The organism is Rhizobium sp. H4 (genome assembly GCF_003013335.1).
Taxonomy (GTDB): Bacteria; Pseudomonadota; Alphaproteobacteria; order Rhizobiales; family Rhizobiaceae; genus Rhizobium; species Rhizobium sophoriradicis.
This window is the reverse complement of record NZ_PSOW01000008.1, coordinates 79,453-95,699: the sequence shown is the minus strand read 5'-3', so window position 1 is coordinate 95,699 and position 16,247 is coordinate 79,453. Positions and strand designations below refer to the sequence as shown.

At 59.3% G+C, this 16,247-nt stretch carries 16 protein-coding genes and 1 pseudogene; 2 read left to right on the top strand and 15 right to left on the bottom strand.

Going from position 1 to position 16,247, the window contains the following annotated elements; all coding sequences use genetic code 11:
• Positions 1-90: 90 nt before the first annotated feature.
• From C4N04_RS14110 to C4N04_RS14070, 9 genes are read right to left on the bottom strand one after another with little or no spacing between them, the layout of a single operon-like run.
• Positions 91-1,617: an FAD-dependent oxidoreductase gene (locus C4N04_RS14110; RefSeq protein WP_106796299.1), complete on the bottom strand. Its 1,527-nt coding sequence runs from the start codon at positions 1,615-1,617 to the stop codon at positions 91-93.
• On the bottom strand, positions 1,614-2,831 hold the full coding sequence (locus C4N04_RS14105) for an NAD(P)-dependent oxidoreductase (RefSeq protein WP_106796298.1): 1,218 nt from the start codon (positions 2,829-2,831) through the stop codon (positions 1,614-1,616). Before C4N04_RS14105 ends, C4N04_RS14110 begins: the two co-directional genes overlap by 4 nt.
• A gap of 9 nt (positions 2,832-2,840) precedes the next feature.
• Positions 2,841-3,821 (bottom strand): GHMP kinase, encoded by a 981-nt coding sequence (locus C4N04_RS14100; RefSeq protein ID WP_106796297.1) that lies wholly within the window; start codon positions 3,819-3,821, stop codon positions 2,841-2,843.
• Entirely contained in the window at positions 3,818-5,767 is a 1,950-nt protein-coding gene (locus C4N04_RS14095) for an HAD-IIIA family hydrolase (RefSeq protein ID WP_096764473.1), read from the bottom strand. The genes C4N04_RS14100 and C4N04_RS14095 overlap by 4 nt, the downstream gene beginning before the upstream one ends.
• Complete coding sequence (locus C4N04_RS14090; protein ID WP_106796296.1) at positions 5,757-6,698, bottom strand: NAD-dependent epimerase/dehydratase family protein; 942 nt, start codon at positions 6,696-6,698, stop codon at positions 5,757-5,759. The genes C4N04_RS14095 and C4N04_RS14090 overlap by 11 nt, the downstream gene beginning before the upstream one ends.
• Positions 6,699-6,729: 31 nt before the next feature.
• Positions 6,730-7,689, bottom strand: coding sequence for a lysylphosphatidylglycerol synthase transmembrane domain-containing protein (locus tag C4N04_RS14085; protein ID WP_096769104.1), 960 nt, complete (start codon positions 7,687-7,689; stop codon positions 6,730-6,732).
• Positions 7,686-9,656, bottom strand: coding sequence for a hypothetical protein (locus tag C4N04_RS14080; protein WP_106796295.1), 1,971 nt, complete (start codon positions 9,654-9,656; stop codon positions 7,686-7,688). The genes C4N04_RS14085 and C4N04_RS14080 overlap by 4 nt, the downstream gene beginning before the upstream one ends.
• A gap of 19 nt (positions 9,657-9,675) precedes the next feature.
• Positions 9,676-10,914 carry a glycosyltransferase family 2 protein gene (locus tag C4N04_RS14075; RefSeq protein ID WP_106796294.1) on the bottom strand — a complete coding sequence of 413 codons (1,239 nt, stop codon included), beginning with the start codon at positions 10,912-10,914 and terminating at the stop codon, positions 9,676-9,678.
• Between the two features lie 16 nt (positions 10,915-10,930).
• Entirely contained in the window at positions 10,931-11,557 is a 627-nt protein-coding gene (locus C4N04_RS14070; RefSeq protein WP_106796293.1) for an SIS domain-containing protein, read from the bottom strand.
• Between the two features lie 256 nt (positions 11,558-11,813).
• Here C4N04_RS14070 and C4N04_RS14065 point away from each other — a divergent pair, with 256 nt between their 5' ends.
• Together C4N04_RS14065 and C4N04_RS14060 are read left to right on the top strand one after the other, a co-directional pair.
• Positions 11,814-12,065: a transcriptional regulator gene (locus C4N04_RS14065; protein WP_096769271.1), complete on the top strand. Its 252-nt coding sequence runs from the start codon at positions 11,814-11,816 to the stop codon at positions 12,063-12,065.
• 2 nt (positions 12,066-12,067) lie between these two features.
• Positions 12,068-12,418: a type II toxin-antitoxin system RelE/ParE family toxin gene (locus C4N04_RS14060; protein ID WP_096764467.1), complete on the top strand. Its 351-nt coding sequence runs from the start codon at positions 12,068-12,070 to the stop codon at positions 12,416-12,418.
• Between the two features lie 24 nt (positions 12,419-12,442).
• Here C4N04_RS14060 and C4N04_RS32130 read toward each other — a convergent pair.
• The 6 genes and pseudogenes from C4N04_RS32130 to C4N04_RS14030 form a co-directional block, all read right to left on the bottom strand.
• Positions 12,443-12,574: pseudogene (locus tag C4N04_RS32130) on the bottom strand (sugar ABC transporter ATP-binding protein); the annotation flags it as partial.
• 150 nt (positions 12,575-12,724) lie between these two features.
• Positions 12,725-13,147, bottom strand: coding sequence for a type II toxin-antitoxin system VapC family toxin (locus tag C4N04_RS14050; protein WP_106796292.1), 423 nt, complete (start codon positions 13,145-13,147; stop codon positions 12,725-12,727).
• Complete coding sequence (locus tag C4N04_RS14045) at positions 13,144-13,392, bottom strand: plasmid stabilization protein (protein WP_096764514.1); 249 nt, start codon at positions 13,390-13,392, stop codon at positions 13,144-13,146. Before C4N04_RS14045 ends, C4N04_RS14050 begins: the two co-directional genes overlap by 4 nt.
• 119 nt (positions 13,393-13,511) lie before the next feature.
• Complete coding sequence (locus C4N04_RS14040) at positions 13,512-14,489, bottom strand: ATP-binding cassette domain-containing protein (protein WP_096764465.1); 978 nt, start codon at positions 14,487-14,489, stop codon at positions 13,512-13,514.
• A 4-nt stretch (positions 14,490-14,493) separates the two neighbouring features.
• Entirely contained in the window at positions 14,494-15,321 is an 828-nt protein-coding gene (locus tag C4N04_RS14035; RefSeq protein ID WP_096764464.1) for a carbohydrate ABC transporter permease, read from the bottom strand.
• Entirely contained in the window at positions 15,318-16,196 is an 879-nt protein-coding gene (locus C4N04_RS14030; RefSeq protein ID WP_040142546.1) for a sugar ABC transporter permease, read from the bottom strand. Before C4N04_RS14030 ends, C4N04_RS14035 begins: the two co-directional genes overlap by 4 nt.
• Positions 16,197-16,247: the final 51 nt, after the last annotated feature.

Here is a 16,247-nt window from a genome sequence, read left to right as displayed (position 1 = left end):
CGATCGGCGACGGTGCTTCGCCGAGCCGCTGCTATCTTGGCCGGCGATGGCTTGCCGCCAATTGCGGACCCTGAAAGAGGCAGATGGGCGTCAGAGCGCCGGGTTTGCTTCCATCTCGGCGAGGCGGTGGGCAATGCGATCGGCATTCGCCATAATTGTCATTGTGATGTATTTCGAGGAGAGTTCGGGAAGAATCGAGCCGTCGACGACGTGAAGACCCGGATGGAGGTTCAATTCTCCGTCTACAGACGTACCGAACGGCCCCGCTGCGCCCATAGGCAGGGTGCCGGCAAAATGCGCATCGATTCCCGGTTCCGCCAGCGATGCGCCCGGAAGCGGAATGAGCCCCAACCGTTGCCACTCGCGGCGAAGCCTTCTTTTCAGATCCTTGGCACGGATATCGAAACCGTCGGCAAAACCGCCGCGGACGGTCATGCCTTTTCCTGTAACTTCGCGATGGATGTAGCTCCGGCTTTGGTCGCCAGGATAATAGATCGTCGCAACCAGCAGGCTGCCGGCGATCATTTCGAACGCAGCGCGCCCGGCCTTTCTGCCGAGCGGCATCCTGTTGACGAAGCTCTGCGTCGGCAGCGAGCCTACTTCGTAGATCGCTCCCATCACATAATCGGATGCGCGCTCGCCGTAACGCAGCGACAATCCAAGTTGCGCCAGGCTGTGGGTCGCCGTCGCCGAGCGCAGTAATCTTGCTGGAGAAAGCAGAGGAATGGCGAGTGTCGGACTGTTCAAAAGGCGCAGTCCTTCACCGCCGATCGGCAGGAGGTCCGCCAGAAGGGCGGCGGTTCCAAGCACGCCTGCGGCGAGAATAATCCTCGGCGCAGAGAATGACGATCCGTCGGCCGTGCCGATCGTCCAGCCCGCGTTGGATGCCAGAGATATGGCCCGCACGTTGTCGAGCAACCGAAAATGCGGCGACTTTTGCAACGCAAGCAGATCCTGCCTGCTGTTATAGATCGCGCCGCTCGGGCAGCCGTAGAGACAGTCGCCGCGCAAGTCGCAGGCCGCTCGCCCGGGCCTCGCCTCCGAAAGGATGGCGTTGATGGCGGGAAAAAGCCGAAACGAGCCATCCGCCGGCTTTGCGGCCTTGTGCCGATGAAGGACATGGGCGGCTGCAGCGCCAAGCGGCAGGACGGATCCGCGGTCGGCCTCTGCGGTCAAATCGGCATTCGTGCTGATCCCGATGCGTTGCGATATACGTTCGTAGGATCTCTGCAACGGGTCGATATCGATCGGCCAACCCAAGATGTCCTCGGCATCGAGGTAGCTGATTTGCGCTCCCCATATATTGGAAAGACCGCCGCGGGCGAGGCTGGCGACCGGCATGAATCCTTCGCCTGTGATCCCTGACTCGCGCCGGAACCGTTCAAGAATACCGCGGGCCACCGGGGTTTGCAGTTTCGGTGAACTGCCATCGTCGGCGCGCAGCGATTCCAGATTGCTTCCCAAGACACGTGCACTACGGCTTTCGTCCCTCGATCTGGCGTCATTTCCGGCATCCAGCATCAGGACGCGGCGCCCGGCGGCTATCAGTGGGAACGCAGCGGAGACGCCTGCCGGGCCGCTGCCGACGATGATGAAGTCGGCATCGTGCGTCTTCATCGGTATCGTCCCGCCAAAAGCGTGCGGAGCGGGAAGAGCAGGACATCGCCGGCGATGGCCAGCATGGCGCCGAAAAGACCGGTCTTTTGGGCCGAATATCTTTCCGGCTCGCTCGCGAGATCTGCGAGATAAAGGGCGCGCGCAAGGCGGTGCTGCGTGCGATTGGCCGGCGGCTCGAAGAGGGCGAGCAGGCAGGGATGCCGGATCAGCCTTGGGGAGAGGCCGAGCGGCGACAGCCCTTCACGGCGAAGCGCCTCGCCGAGCCGCTGCAGTTGTGCCTCCGTCGGCGTGATCCCGAGATATTGCAGCAGCGCCTTCGCCTCACCGTGCAATTCTTCCTGGTCTGTTTCGGCAAACTCCCGCGTCAAAACCGTCATCGGATCGGCCGGGTTCAAGCGCAGCAGCCTGAGGCTTTCCGCGCTCTCCATAGGTGCTGCGCCCGCGAGCCCCAGGACGCGCTCCGGATCGACGGTCGGGATCAACGGCACAAGCTTGGTCATCCGGCAGGCCAAAAGAGCAAAGCTCAGCGGGATCGGTATGAAATGAAGCTTGCCCTTGCCCTGGCTGCGGCGAAGAATTCCGAGCCAGGCGGCGAAGCTGATCGGTTTTTCCTGGGCGAGCACGAATGTTTGCGGGTGCAGGTCCTCCCGGGTCGCCAGCGCCAAAAGGCCTGCAGCAACCTCGTCGAGATGAATCGGCTGGACCTTTCGGCTGAGCCCTATCATCGGAAGGAGCGGGCTCAAGGCTGCCAACTTCGCCATCAGGCCGTACATCGCAACACGTGGGCCGCCGTAGACAAGCCCAATCCGCGCAATGCGAACGATTGGTGCTGCAGAGCTGGCGGCGAGATGCTGTTCGATCCTGAACTTGGTGCGTCCGTAAACGTTGAGCGCTTCCTGCCGGGACGAGGTGGAGGAGGAAAAGACGAAGTGCTGCACGCCGGCCGCTTTTGCCGCTTCGGCCAGTCTAACGGTTCCTGATATATTGATGTTGTTTTCTTCAGCCGCCTCCGGTTCGGTCGCCCAGGAATGCGCGAGATGGATGACTGCGGCCGCCCCCTCCAGATCGGATGCGACGGGCTCATCCCCGATGCGCCATTTCGCTCCGGAGCGCCGGCCGAATTCAATCACGTCGAAGCCGCACTCACGCGCCAGCGCTACCAGTCTTGCGCCGATATAGCCTGTCGATCCCGTGATGATGAGACGCGATGCCATCAACACCCTCTATTGTGCAAAGGCGATACGCGCGCCGCTCCAGTCGAAACGAAACTCGATTTCCTTGAGCTGCGACAGTGCTTGCCGGACTCTTTCCTGGCGGTCTTTCGGGCAGTAGAGCACAAGGAAGCCTCCTCCGCCTGCACCCGCCAGCTTGCCGCCGATCGCGCCGGCAGCACGCGCGGCATTGTAAAACTCGTCGATCGCGCTGTTGCTGATCTGCGATGTCAGCGACCGCTTCATCATCCATCCGCGATGCAGCGCTTCGCCGAAGGCGCCGAGATCGCCGCTCATCAGGATGTCGCGCATTTCGTAAGCCAGTTGCACCATGCGCTCGACGGTCCGGAACTTGTCCTCGTCCGTTTCCATCGCCTGCACCTGCGTCGACAGCACGGAGCGCGTATCGCGCTGGCTTCCGGTGAAAAACAGGAGGATGTTGCTCTCGAGCTCAGCCATCTTTTCAGAGGTGAGGACGACGGGCTGCACGTTCACGCCGCCATTGGAATTGAACTCGATAAAGTTCAGGCCGCCATGGGCTGCTGCGTACTGGTCCTGTTTGCCGATCGGCTCCTTCAGGATGTCGATTTCGAGCTTGCAGGCTTCTTCCGCCAACTGATCCTTGGAGGCGAAGCGCGACCTGTGGGCATAAAGCGCGTTGATCAGCGCCACAGAAAAGGAGCTGGATGATCCGAGACCGGTGCCGGAGGGAATGTCGGCGACCGAAGCGACTTCGATACCGGGCTCGACTCGATGCATGCGCAAGGCCTCGCGCAGCAACGGATGGGCAATATCCTCAAGCGTGTCGGCAAGCTCGGTGCGCGTATACTTGAGATGATATTTGTTTTCATTGAAATAGTTATGCACGATCACGAAGCTGTATTTGGCGATCGCGCAGGACAATACCGCGCCCGCCTGGCGACGATAATAGGACGCTATGTCCGAGCCGCCGCCAGCAAAACTGACCCGAAAAGGTGCGGATGAAACGATCAAAGGAGTGCCTCCTCGAGATTGATGATAATATCGGCCGATGTCCGCTGCAGATCGATCCTCGGCCACTCTTCCTGAATTCGCGACTGCCAGAGCTCTTCGGCCGCCGCTGGCGTTAGGCCCTTCCAGGCGTAAAACTTGTGAAAGCGAGCCAGCAGCGCTTGCTGTGAGGCTTCGACGAAGACAGTCATATCGACGTCCTCGCGGATCGACGTATGTCCGGCAAAGATGCCGTCCAGAAGGATCACGTCGGCATCACGCGCATCGTAGAGGGTCGGAGATGCATGTTGGCCACGGCTTGCCGCGTCGTAACCCGGTGCCTCGACCCGTCCGGATTGACGCAGCATTCTGACGATCTCGGGATAATGCTCCACCCTGTTGCGTTCTTCCGCATCCATATCGGGTCGGCGATGCTCGAGCGGCAGTATCCAGCGGTCGAGCTCCAGCCGCAGCACGCTGCGCCCGGCTTCCGAGAGAAGCCGTTGTGCGGCATGCGCGGACGTGCTTTTCCCTGAGCGTGAACGACCGCATATGCCTACGAGCAGCGGGCCTGCCGCATTGGAAAGCCGCTGATCAATCGCTTTGAAGAGAGCTTGCCCAATGTCGTGGTAGCTGCATTGGAAGCGAACGGCATCATAGACCGTGTCGAAGACCAGGTCGGCGCGGGGGATTCCTGTTTCTGCGGCAGGATAGCTCCTATCGTCCCGCAGGCCATAGCCGGTCCGGACGCCATAGGCCCAGATGCCTGCTTTGCGGCCCGCACCGATATCGCGCAGACTGTCCCCAATGATGGCGGATCTCGTTTTTTCGATCGGCAGTTCCACCATGGCTTGGCGGATCATCAGATCTCCGGGCTTGCGGCAAGCGCAATCGATCTTGAGTTCGGGCACCTCGTTGGGGAACCCTTTGTCCGGATGATGCGGACAAAAATAGATGCGGTCCAGCACGCCGCCGTCTTTGGCCAGCTCGGCCTCCAGACGACCGAGAACATGATCCAGGCCGGCTTCGTCAAGCAGGCCTTTGGCGACCTGGGGCCTGTTCGTTACGGCGACCGCGAGGAAGCCGGCCTCGCGGGCGAGCCGTACCGCCTGGCCGGCGCGGCCGACCAACGTCACCTGGTCAGGATGAATGACGCCATGGCCGCCGACGTCTTCATTGAGCACGCCGTCGCAATCGAAGAACACCGCGGGTCTTTTGACCGACAAATGGATTGCATGGACACGGTCCTGCCGAAGATCCTCAGCCGCGGCGGCATGCCGGCTCGGAGATCCGGTATCCTTCATATATTCGGGCGTGTCGTAAATTGCGACCCGGATCGAGCGCTCGAGAAGATCGGGAATGACATCGTGGATCATGTCGGCCTGCTGGCCCGGCAGGAGGGTCTCGAAGAACTGACTGGAAGCCACGTACAAGCCGGCCGGCACGAGATTGCGCAAATCCTCAACGCGTGGCGCCTTGCGCGCCAAGATGCGCGTGAGATAGCCGTTCTTCTGAACGACGATATCGGACGTGCGCGGATGATCGTTAGGATGGGCGATGATCGTCAGGGCGGCGGGAAATTGCCGGCGATGCCGCGCCAGTGCTGACAGATCGATATCGAAAAGCATGTCGCCATAGACGATCAGGACATCGTCGGCGATTGTGTCCAAAGTCGTCAGGCAGCCGGCCGTGCCGAGCGGCGACGCCTCCACGAAAACCTCGATCGTAATGCCGAGCTTTTCCGCTTCCGGGCCGAGAGCAGGCTCGAGCTGGCTGCCGAGGTGGCCGCCGAGCACGCGCACATGCCGAACGCCTTCGCGGGCGAGGACGCGGATCTGCCTCAGAATGATCGGCACGCCGTCGATCGGCAGGAGGGCTTTCGGAATGGCATCGCCCGTCATGCTGCGCGCGCGCGTTCCAAGGCCCCCGGCAATAATGATTGCCTCGCGGATAGCGGTGTCAGAACCCATTCGCCAGAATCCGCTCCACGGCGAGTTCCACCGCTTCCGTCGACTTTCGCTTCGGCGACCAACCCAGCGCTATAAGTTTGCTGATGTCGTAGCTGAAGCGCGGAACGTCGCCCAGCCAGCCGCGGTCCTCGCTTCCATATTCGATAGCGGCTCCGGCCGCGACCTTCGAGACCACGATCTCGGCAATATCCCGGACGGAGGTTTCGCCTATGCCGCTGGCATGAAACACTTCATAGGCGCCTGGTGCCTTGTCCCAGGCGAGGAGAATCGCATCCACCAGATCGCCGACATAGAGATAGGGCTTCGTCTGCCTTCCGTTGCCAAGGACCTGAAGTCTCGTCGGATCAGCCTTCAACTTGTTGATGAAGTCGTAGATTGCCCCGTGCGTTGAGCGTTCCCCAACCACATTGGGAAAGCGCAGCACGAGCGTCTTGATGCCGAATGACAAAGCATAGACGGACAGATAGGCCTCCGCAGCAAGCTTGCTGGCGCCATAGAACGAGATCGGTTGCAACGGGCCATGATTCTCGTGAATATTGCCTTCGGCTTCGCCGAACACCGCTGAGGTGCTGGCAAAGAAGAGCCTGTCGACACCATGCTTGCGCATGATGGCAAGCAGCGTCGTCGTCGTCAGCTGGTTCAGCTGCAGATCCAATTCCGTATTGGTATTGCCCGCGGCAATATCGGAATTGGCGGCGAGATGGAAAACAGCATCGGGACGATCCGCCGCAAAGAGTTGATCCATGCCCTCCCGATCGAGCATATCAAGCTTCTGGAAGCGAAAACCCGCCCGGCCTTGGAGATGATCTATATTGCGCATCCGGCCAAGATGAAGATTGTCGATTGCCGTTACCCGGTAACCCGAATCCAAAAGGCGATCGCAGAGATGGCTGCCGATAAATCCGGCCCCTCCCGTTACCAAGGCATGCATGTCGGCAGCTCCATATGATTTGTTAGGCTCATCAGAGCGCTTTGATCTTTCCCGAATGGGGACGCGAAAGGACGAATACACCACCGGCCAAGCCGACCACAAGCTGCAACAGGCCGAAAACCACCGACAGCGTCGCGGCGTCCGTCGTGCCTATGCCGAACACGGCAAGTGAAATGATCATGCCGCCTTCCCGCAGCCCCCATCCTCCGACGGAAATGGGAACCATGGCGATCAAAAGTACCGGCGGGAACGCGGCTGCGGCCTGACCCCAATCGAGAGGGAGACCAAGACCGAGAACGAGGATTTCAAGCGAGACGACACCCAAGCCGTGGATGACGAGGGTCAATAGAAATATTCCGAGCATTCTGCGGTGGGTGAGGAAAGCCCCCAGCGCCTCGTTCAGCGCGTGCAGCTTTTCCGGAAGAAGCCGAACGAAGAGATGGCGACGCCAGCTGAACACCAGGGCCGATGCGATCGTTCCCGCGACGCCGAGCGCCGTGAGTTCGGTGAGATAAGGGATTGGGAAGTCGTGCCCGTAGAAGGCCCGCATGATGATCAGACCGATCAGCGCAACGACCGCAAGCCCGAACAGCGTGAGGATACGGTCGATGACGACGCCAAGCGTGGCTTCCTTGATCGTCAGACCGTATTTGAGGGCGCCGAATATGCGCGCGGCATCGCCTGGAATGGGACTTGGAAGAGCTTGATTGTAAAAGAGGCTTTCCATGAAGAGCTTCATGGCACCTGATATTTTCAGCCTCTGCCCGATCATTTCCGATAGAAGGCACCACCGCCACGCCGAAAGCAGGGCCTGCAACACAAGAAGGAAGACGCTGATGCAGATGGTCGTCGCCGACAGGGTCCGGACCGCCGCCCAGCCTTCCGCGAAATCGACCTTAAGCGCAATCCATATGACAAGGCCAAGCGCGACGGCCACTTTCAGAGCCGGTACGCCGATGCGAAGTAATGCGCGGGAGGAAGAAGTGGTCACGACGCCCGATCCGCGTCGAAACGGTAGAGCTTCCACCCGAACTTATCGGTCAATATCAGTGAGGAGCGGGGCATCATGCGGGCTATGACGCTGTTGGCCATCACTATTTTGTCTTCTCCAATGCGTTCGGCGAGGAACGCGCTGCCGGCGTCGGGGGGAACGATGAAGTAGCCTATTTGATTGTCCCTGATGAAAGCGTCGATATCCGAACCCGGTGCAGGCAGCACGTAGCGCGGCAATTGCCAGCCGCCATCGCGTCCGCCATTGTAAGCCGTGGACAATAATGTATTGGCCGTATCGAAGGGTTGAAAAACGGTTCGCAGATCGTGATCGGCGATATAGCGGTACATGAAATAAGCTTCGCGATGGCTCTCCATGTATTTGTCGACGCTGATCAGCCCAAGCACGACGTCGAGTTCTTTCGCCTTGCCGGGATCGATATCGCTGCCGCCCATCCGATGCCAGTGGGAAATCCAGAGCCCTCCGGCCAGCAAGCCGATGATCACCGGGCTGGCGACCCTGCATGCCGGCGAAGAGGCAATTTTAGCAAGCGGGGCGATCTGTGGCAGCACCCGTCGGTCGAGCCATTGATCCATTCTTTCGCGAACCAGCGAGGCGCCGATAAAGCCGGTCGAAAAGAACAGCAGATAGGCTGGCGTCGCCCACCTGATGTGATTGAACATCACAGTGTACCATATCACAAACATGGCAGCGGTAATTGCTGCGAGGAATGCGATGCGCCGGAAAGCCACTGCCAGGCCGGCCAGTATCAAAGCGAGAGCGACGAAAGCATTCGGCTTGCTCGCGAGAAACCACTGGTAAAGAATATGGAGGAAATCGCGCCAGCCTTGCAGCGTTGCGAGGTTCGTCACGAAATGCCGGTTGGCGGGATCGAAAGCCCGGCCCAATTCGAGCATGTAATCCGCCATCCAGGCATCGGTGAGACCCGGATGACCGAACATGAACGGATAGATCGGATTGCCGAGGACGATCAGATTTCTCGCATACCAGTAGCTGGCGACTGCGAGGAATGCGCAGAGGCATGACAGAAAGAGTGGCAGCGACACCCGTCGCTTGAGTAGCGTCGGCAGCAATGCCAGCCCAATGAGGCCGACCATCTGCAGTTCCGTGTATTTTCCGCCGACCGCTCCTCCCAACACCAGCGCACAATGGAACAGTTCTGCCGGGCGCCGGGTTTCCAGATAACGCCACAGGAAAAGCACGGCTGCGACCGAGAAACACGACCGGGCCAGATCCGTCATCGGTTCGCCAACGCTCCCTCTGAAGAAGGGGATGCTGAGTATGAGAGTGGCCACCAGGAAAAAACCGCATGCCCGCCAACGGCTGGCGCAGCTTGAAAGCAGAAACAGAAACCCGAAGAAAATCGCAATATTCATGACGGACGCGCCGGTCCAGTGACCGCTGACCATCATGACGAGCGCAAACAACAGATTGAAGAAGAGCGGAATATTGCCGTAGAAGGGATGGTCGATCTGCGGCGACACAAAACCCGCGTGCTCGATGATACTGGTCGCCAGTGGGATGTGGAAGACCCATACATCGGCGACGCCGGACGGAAATTGGGCCAGAACGCTCGAAACATAGCAAAGTGTGATGCATGTGAGGGCCGCAAGCGCCGGCAATGGATTTCCGCTTTTCGTTTGAGCGGCAATTTTACGGAGCAGCGAAACCAGGTCGCGGAGAACGGCGACGAGATCGCGCCGCCGCCAGATCATCGAGATCACAACGACAGGAAAAACGATTTCCCACCGCAGCCCATGAAATGCGCCAAGGACGGTAGCCGCTGCGCCTGATATCGCCAGAGCCGGCAAAATACCGCTGAATAGGAAATCGGCGCCATCTCGAAAGGGTTGATCGCAATGTCGGTTGAGCCAGGCAACGATGCCTCGGTCGATCACGAGGCCCCATAAGATTATGGAAAGAACCGTGCACCAGCCTAGGATCATGATCGCCCTTTCGTGGCTCTTATCCCGCGAGAGGCGGCGCAGCTTTCTTGACCGGCAACATAACGCCGAGGGCTCGTACCATGAGGCCTGATATAAAGATCTGGAACGCCGTGATGATAAGCCAAAGCCCGAAGACGGCCCAGTTTGTCTCGATGCCGATCTCAGGCAGCACGTATCCGTTGCCGACATAGGAATCAAAGAGCGGAACCGCCAGCAAAATACCTGCCAGAACGGCGACAACCGATCCCCAGATCGTTGCATTGTAAGGCAGGAGCCGTTCGAGGCGATGCTGTACGTGTCCCGAATAGTCGAAAATCACCCGGCCGATCGCTGCCGAAACCAGCATTGATTGACCAAGAACGGCCATAGCCATGGCAAACAACATGGCGTTGGACGAGAACCGCACACCGCCGATGGACATGGGGCCGGCGAGCAACGGCAGCATCATGATCAGACCGAGGGCCATAAGCAGGAGACCCGGCCAGACGAGAAAGAAATCAAACCCGTAGACGAACATCGCCTGCAGATTGCGCCAGCCTGCGCGCCACGGCTCCATCCAGCCGCGCCGCTTCATATGGCTGAGGCGGCCTTCCGGATCCTTCAGGAAGTGGATCGGCACCTCGGTGGTGGGAAGCTCCATATGCACGGACTTCAGCACCATTTCCGATGCGTATTCCCACCCTTGCGAACGAAGATCCATGCGAAGCAGGGCGTCGACGCTGATGCCCCGCATGCCGCAATGGATATCGGAAAAGCGGCTGGCGAACATGCGATTGAGAATCCATGTCGTCAGGGGCGTTCCGAAATAGCGGTGCAGCGGCGGCATTGCATTGGCTTCGATCGAGCCCTTGAACCGCGAGCCCATCACAAAGTCATAGCCTTTCCGGAAGGCTTCGATAAACGGCGCGATCTGGCGAAAATCATAGGTGCAGTCCGCATCGCCCATGATGATGAACTTGCCGCGGACGAAGGGAATGGCATCGATGTAGGCCCGGCCGAGGCCGCGCTTCGGCGTCCGCAACACGCGTGCGCCCCTCTCACGCGCGATTTCCGGCGTGCGATCGGTCGAACTGTCGACGATGAGGATTTCCACCGCCGCACCGCTTGCCGCGATGCCTTGACGGCACCAATCGACGAAGGTTCCGATCGTCAATTCCTCGTTGAGCGAGGGGACGAGGATGGTTACTTCCGGGTCGGTGACGTCGTCGTCTGGCGTCAGAAGCGTCAAATCCGGATCGTGGGTGTGGGAGAAATTCATGCGCGTGATATGGCTCTTAGGAAAGGCAGGGCGGGACGAGGCCGCAGGAAAAGTCCAATATGGCGTGGCAGATCGCGAGATGGGCAATCTCCACATAACCATATTGATCGGAAGCAACGTAGAAATTCAGATCACCGAGCGCGCGCAACGGGTTGCCCGGCGCGAAGCCGCTCAAGGTGATGACGGCGCCGCCTTTTTCGCGGGCGGTGCGGACGGCCTTGGTAATGCTTTCCGAGCGGCCTGAACTGCTGATCGCAATCAGCAGATCTCCTTCATTCGCATGCATTTCGATCTGCTTTGCGAAGACGTTCTCATAGCCGAGGTCGTTCGAGAGGCAGGTCAGCGTTGCGCCGTCATTCATCGCCATGGCGCGCAACCCGCCATTTTTGGAGTAGTCGGTCGCCATATGGCTGGCAATGGCCGCACTGCCGCCGTTGCCGATGAAGATGATCTTCCGGCCGGCGTCATGGGTGGCACGGGCGAGCTGCATGGCCTCACTCACCGCCGCAGCGTAATCCAAATCTTGTCCACCTGGTCTCGTAGCGGTTGCATTCAAAAGAACGTGGCGAAGAAACGTGAAGTAGCGATTCAGATCGCCGGCTGTGACGCCCAGTCCCGCAGATCTGCTCTCATTCTGTGACATGCTCGCTGGTCCCTGCGCCTTGGAAATTGGGGGGTCCTTAAACACTTAATGATCCAAAGGCAAGCTGCCCGCCTCTCTTTTGAGGGCTGCCAACAAGTGTCGCCGCTTTGCAACTAACGGTGTTTCGAACATCCGCGCCGGCCGCCATCCAGGATGTCGATCTTTGCCTCGTTTCCCATGCCTTCCGCAGTGCGTGATGAATATTGACAATATATGACACGCTGTTCATGATAATTGGGAAAGAAGGGGTATGCCGATGGCCTCGGGCAGCATTCATGTCAAAGTCAGTGGGCAGTTGCAGGATCATATCCAGCAGCAGATCGGCGACGACGGCCTCTATGAAAATGCCAGCGAATATATCCGTGCTCTGATCCGGCGAGATTTGCAGACCCGTGATGAGGCGTGGGATATGCTGCAGAAAGAGCTTGCGCCCGCGATGCGGGCCGACGACAGCGAGTTTGTCGCCGTTTCGGCTGAAGACGTCATCCGCCGCAACAAGCGCCGATAGCCATGCCGGCTTATCGCTTTTATCCGCGCGCCGACGCCGCGCAGGACAAGATTTGGCGCGATACCTTCGAAGCATGGGGAGAAAAGCAGGCGGACGCTTACATTCTCGGGCTGCATTCTTATTTGCAGCGCCTATGCGGGGATCGACTGATCTGGCGACAACTTCCACAACGTCTGGCGGTTCCCGCAGACGTCAAACGTTCGGCCTATTTCGGTCGCTACGAGCATCACTATGTGTTCTTTCGGGAGCTCGAGAATGGCGATCTCGGTGTGATGAGCATTCTCCACGAACGGATGAATCTGCCTGTCCGGCTGAAAGAGGATTTGGCGGCTCTCTCACGCAAGCAGCCGTGACGCGGGCTATCTTCGGTCCCACCCTCAAAATCGATGCTCCGCTCCCTCAACCGGTTTACCCAGACCATCAATACCGGGTGAAAACGGCGTCTCGCCTTCGGCACGCACCACCATCTCGCCGAATTCGGGGATGTCGAGGTAAAGGATCGCGTCTGCGGGTCGAGCTGCTGATCCGCCAAGGCCAGCTCGCGCGTCTTCTCGCCTGACGATCCGCCTCTGAATTTGGCAGTGGCGCCGACTTCGGAATTCTGTCGGGGGTTTCCGATGATGGGAGCTTGCCGTCTGGAGCTGCTGGCGGTTCAGCGCTCATCCGCCTTTCCATGGGTTGATGATCTGAAGGTTCATTCCCGTGAAATCGGAAACATTGCGTGTTGCGAGCGAAGCGCCACGTGAAATGGCGATGGCGGCGATTTGAGCATCGAACTGGCTGATTGGATGGCCCGCTTGGCGGCGGTCGGTAGCGATCGTGGCATAGACGTTTGAAGCGTCGCGATCAAATGGCAGGACGCGCCCGCCGAAATCCTCGCTGAATATCGGCAAAATCGCTGCTTCCAGATCGCGCCGGCGACGACCCTCAGGAAGGAGGCGCAGACCAAAGAGGATTTCCGCCTCTGTTACCGCAGTCGTGAAGACGGAAGATGGATGCTGCCTAGCGAGCCAGTCGATGACGACCGCATTCGGAGCGGGGGTGAGCAGCTCCGAAATAACATTCGTATCGAGAACGATCACGGCGCGAAATCCGGGGGCTCACGAATTGGCTCTCGGGGCGGGATATCGAGTTCGACGCCACCGACTGAGAGCAGGCGCGTGCGGATGGCATCTGCGAGATTGCGGGCGACTGGCTCGCTGGCTGCAAGCGCCGTGCGCAAAATATCGCGCGCTTCATCCTCCATGGAGCGGCCATGTGTTGCCGCACGCATGCGCAAGCGTTGCTTCAAGCCGTCATCCAGGTTGCGGATCGTCATGCTTGCCACGTTTGCCTCCATTCATCAATGATTGCATATTAATCACCGATTGCAAATTTTCAAGGTATGAGGTAGCTTTGGGAAGGAGGCAGCAGTCGCGTGTCGACACACTGGCGGTCTTCCCCTTGTCAGAACTTGTGTTCCGCACTTGCGACCGGACTTGCCCAGACCGTCATCCCGGGCGCAAAAGGCGTCTCGCCTTCGGCGCGCACCACCATCTCACCGAGGTCGGGGACGTCGAGGTAAAGGATCGCGTCCGCGCCGAGCCTTTCGATGTGGCGAACGTTGCCCTGCCATTGCCCGACATCGTTCGAAAGCCTGATATGTTCCGGCCTTATGCCGTAGGTTTTGCAGCCTAATCGCCGCGCCGTCTCGCCGCCATAGAGGTTCATTTTCGGGCTGCCGATGAAGCCGGCGACGAAGGGGGTGGCGGGATTGCGATAGAGCTCCATCGGGCTGCCGATCTGCTCGACCGCTCCGCCGTTCAGCACGACGATTTTGTCGGCCATCGTCATCGCTTCGACCTGGTCGTGGGTGACATAGATCATCGTCGATTTCAGCCGGGCGTGGAGGTCGGAGATCTCCAGGCGCATCTTGGCTCTGAGCGACGCGTCCAGATTGGAAAGCGGCTCGTCGAACAGGAACACCCTGGGATTGCGGATGATCGCCCGGCCGATGGCAACGCGCTGCCGCTGGCCGCCGGAGAGCGCTTTCGGCTTTCTCTGCAGCAGATGCGTGAGCTGCAGCGTTTCCGCTGTCGCCGCGACTTTGGCGGCGATTTCCGCCTTCGACCGGCGGGCAAGCGAAAGGCCGAAGCCGATATTCTCGGCGACTGTCATATGCGGGTAGAGCGCATAGCTCTGGAACACCATGGCAATGCCGCGCTCGGAGGGTTCGGCATGGGTTACGTCCTTGCCGCCGATGGTCAGCATGCCTGACGTCGTCTCCTCCAGGCCGGCGATGATGCGTAGCAGCGTCGACTTTCCGCATCCCGACGGGCCGACGAAAACGACGAACTCGCCGGAGGCAACCTCCAGATCGACCCCCTTGATGACCTCAAGGGCGCCGAAGCTCTTGCGAACCTGTTTGAGAGTGAGCTCAGCCATTCTGCTACCCTTTTACTCCGCCTGACGTCATGCCGGCGACGATCTGGCGGTTGAAGAAGATGAAGACGATCAGCGGCGGGATCGTCACGAGGAGAATGTTCATGAAGAGGAGATTGTACTGGCTCGAATACATGCTCTGGAAATTATAGAGCGTCAGCTGCACCGTCACATTCTCCTTGCCCGGCAAGTAGTAGAGAGGGTTAGTGAAATCGTTGAAGATCGCGATCGATTGCACGACGATATTGGTCACCGTTACCGGCTTCAGAAGCGGCAGCACGACTCGGAAGAAGATCTGCCGGGGCTTGGCGCCGTCGATCAGCGCCGCCTCGTCGAGATCGCGCGGGATGGTCGAGATGAACGAGCGGTAGAGCAATATCGAAAAGGAGAGGTTATAGGCGACCTGGATCAGGACCATCCCTGTCATGGTCTTGAAGAGACCAATATCCTGCAAGAGGCCTATTGTGGGGACAACGGCCGGCGGCATCATTAGGCCCATGAAAAGCGCAGCGAAGGCCACACGGTTCCAGGCGGTATTGCGGCGCTGCATGACGTAACCGACCATCGCCGAAAGCAGGATGAGGATGGTAACGGAAACGACCGTGATCAGCGTCGAATTGAAATAGGCGAGCACGAGCTGATAGTCGCGCGCCTTGAAGACGGCGACGAGATTATCCCAGAACAGCCAATGCTCAGGGAGTTTGAAATCGAGGCGAGACGCTTCGGATTTGGATTTGACTGCCTGGAGAGCGACAAAAACGAAAGGCATGACGAAGATGACTGCCGCAAAGGCAAGGGCTATGGCGCCCGTTACATAGGGGCGGACGCTTCTCATTCCTCGACCTCGCGCCGGTTAAACCACAGGGTGATTGGCAGGATGATCACGGCAATCAGCGCGAACAGAATGACGTTTCCGGCCGTCGACAGACCATAGAAACCAGCTTGGTACTGTTTGTAGATGACCGAGGCGATCACATCGGAGGAGAAACCCGGCCCCCCGCGGGTCATGGCCCATATGAGGTCGAATGAACGGAGCCCGCCAATCAGCGACAATGTCACGACGATGACGGTGGCCGGGCGCACGAGCGGCAGGGTGATCCGGAGAAATTGCTGGAGCCGCGTGGCGCCATCGATCCTGGCGGCCTCATAATAGTCAGGGCTGATCGCAGCAAGACCGGCGATGAAGATCAGCGTGGCAAGACCGACACCCTTCCAGACGTCGACCAAGGCCACGGAGAAGAGCGCGAGCGCTGGATTGGTCAGCCATCCCGGCCCAGGAATGCCGAGCGTCTCGAGCGTGACGTTGATGATGCCCTTCGTTGGATGCATCATCACCGCGAAGGTAATGCCGATTCCGATCGTCGAGACCAGGACAGGAAAGAAGACCAGCGTTCTCAAAAAGCCGCGGGCGAAGATATTTCCGGTCAGCAGCACGGCCAGCAGCAACCCGCAGACCGTCTTCAGCCCGGATGTCGTCACGGCATAGATCAGGGTGTTGATCAGTCCCTTGATCAGGAACGGCTCGGAGAAGAACTGCTGAAAATTTTCGAACCCGATGAATTCGGCCGTCGAAAGATCCCAGCGCGTCAGGCTGAACCAGAGAGACGAGACCGTGGGAACCAGAAACAGCACGCCGTATATGATGGCAGCCGGAATGAAAAACCACAGCGGGTAGGGCGATTTGCGCGAGCGGGGGCGTGTCTCGGTCATGACTACCTCTTCGATCGGGTGGAACCTCGCCCCATCGGAAGCGAGGTTATA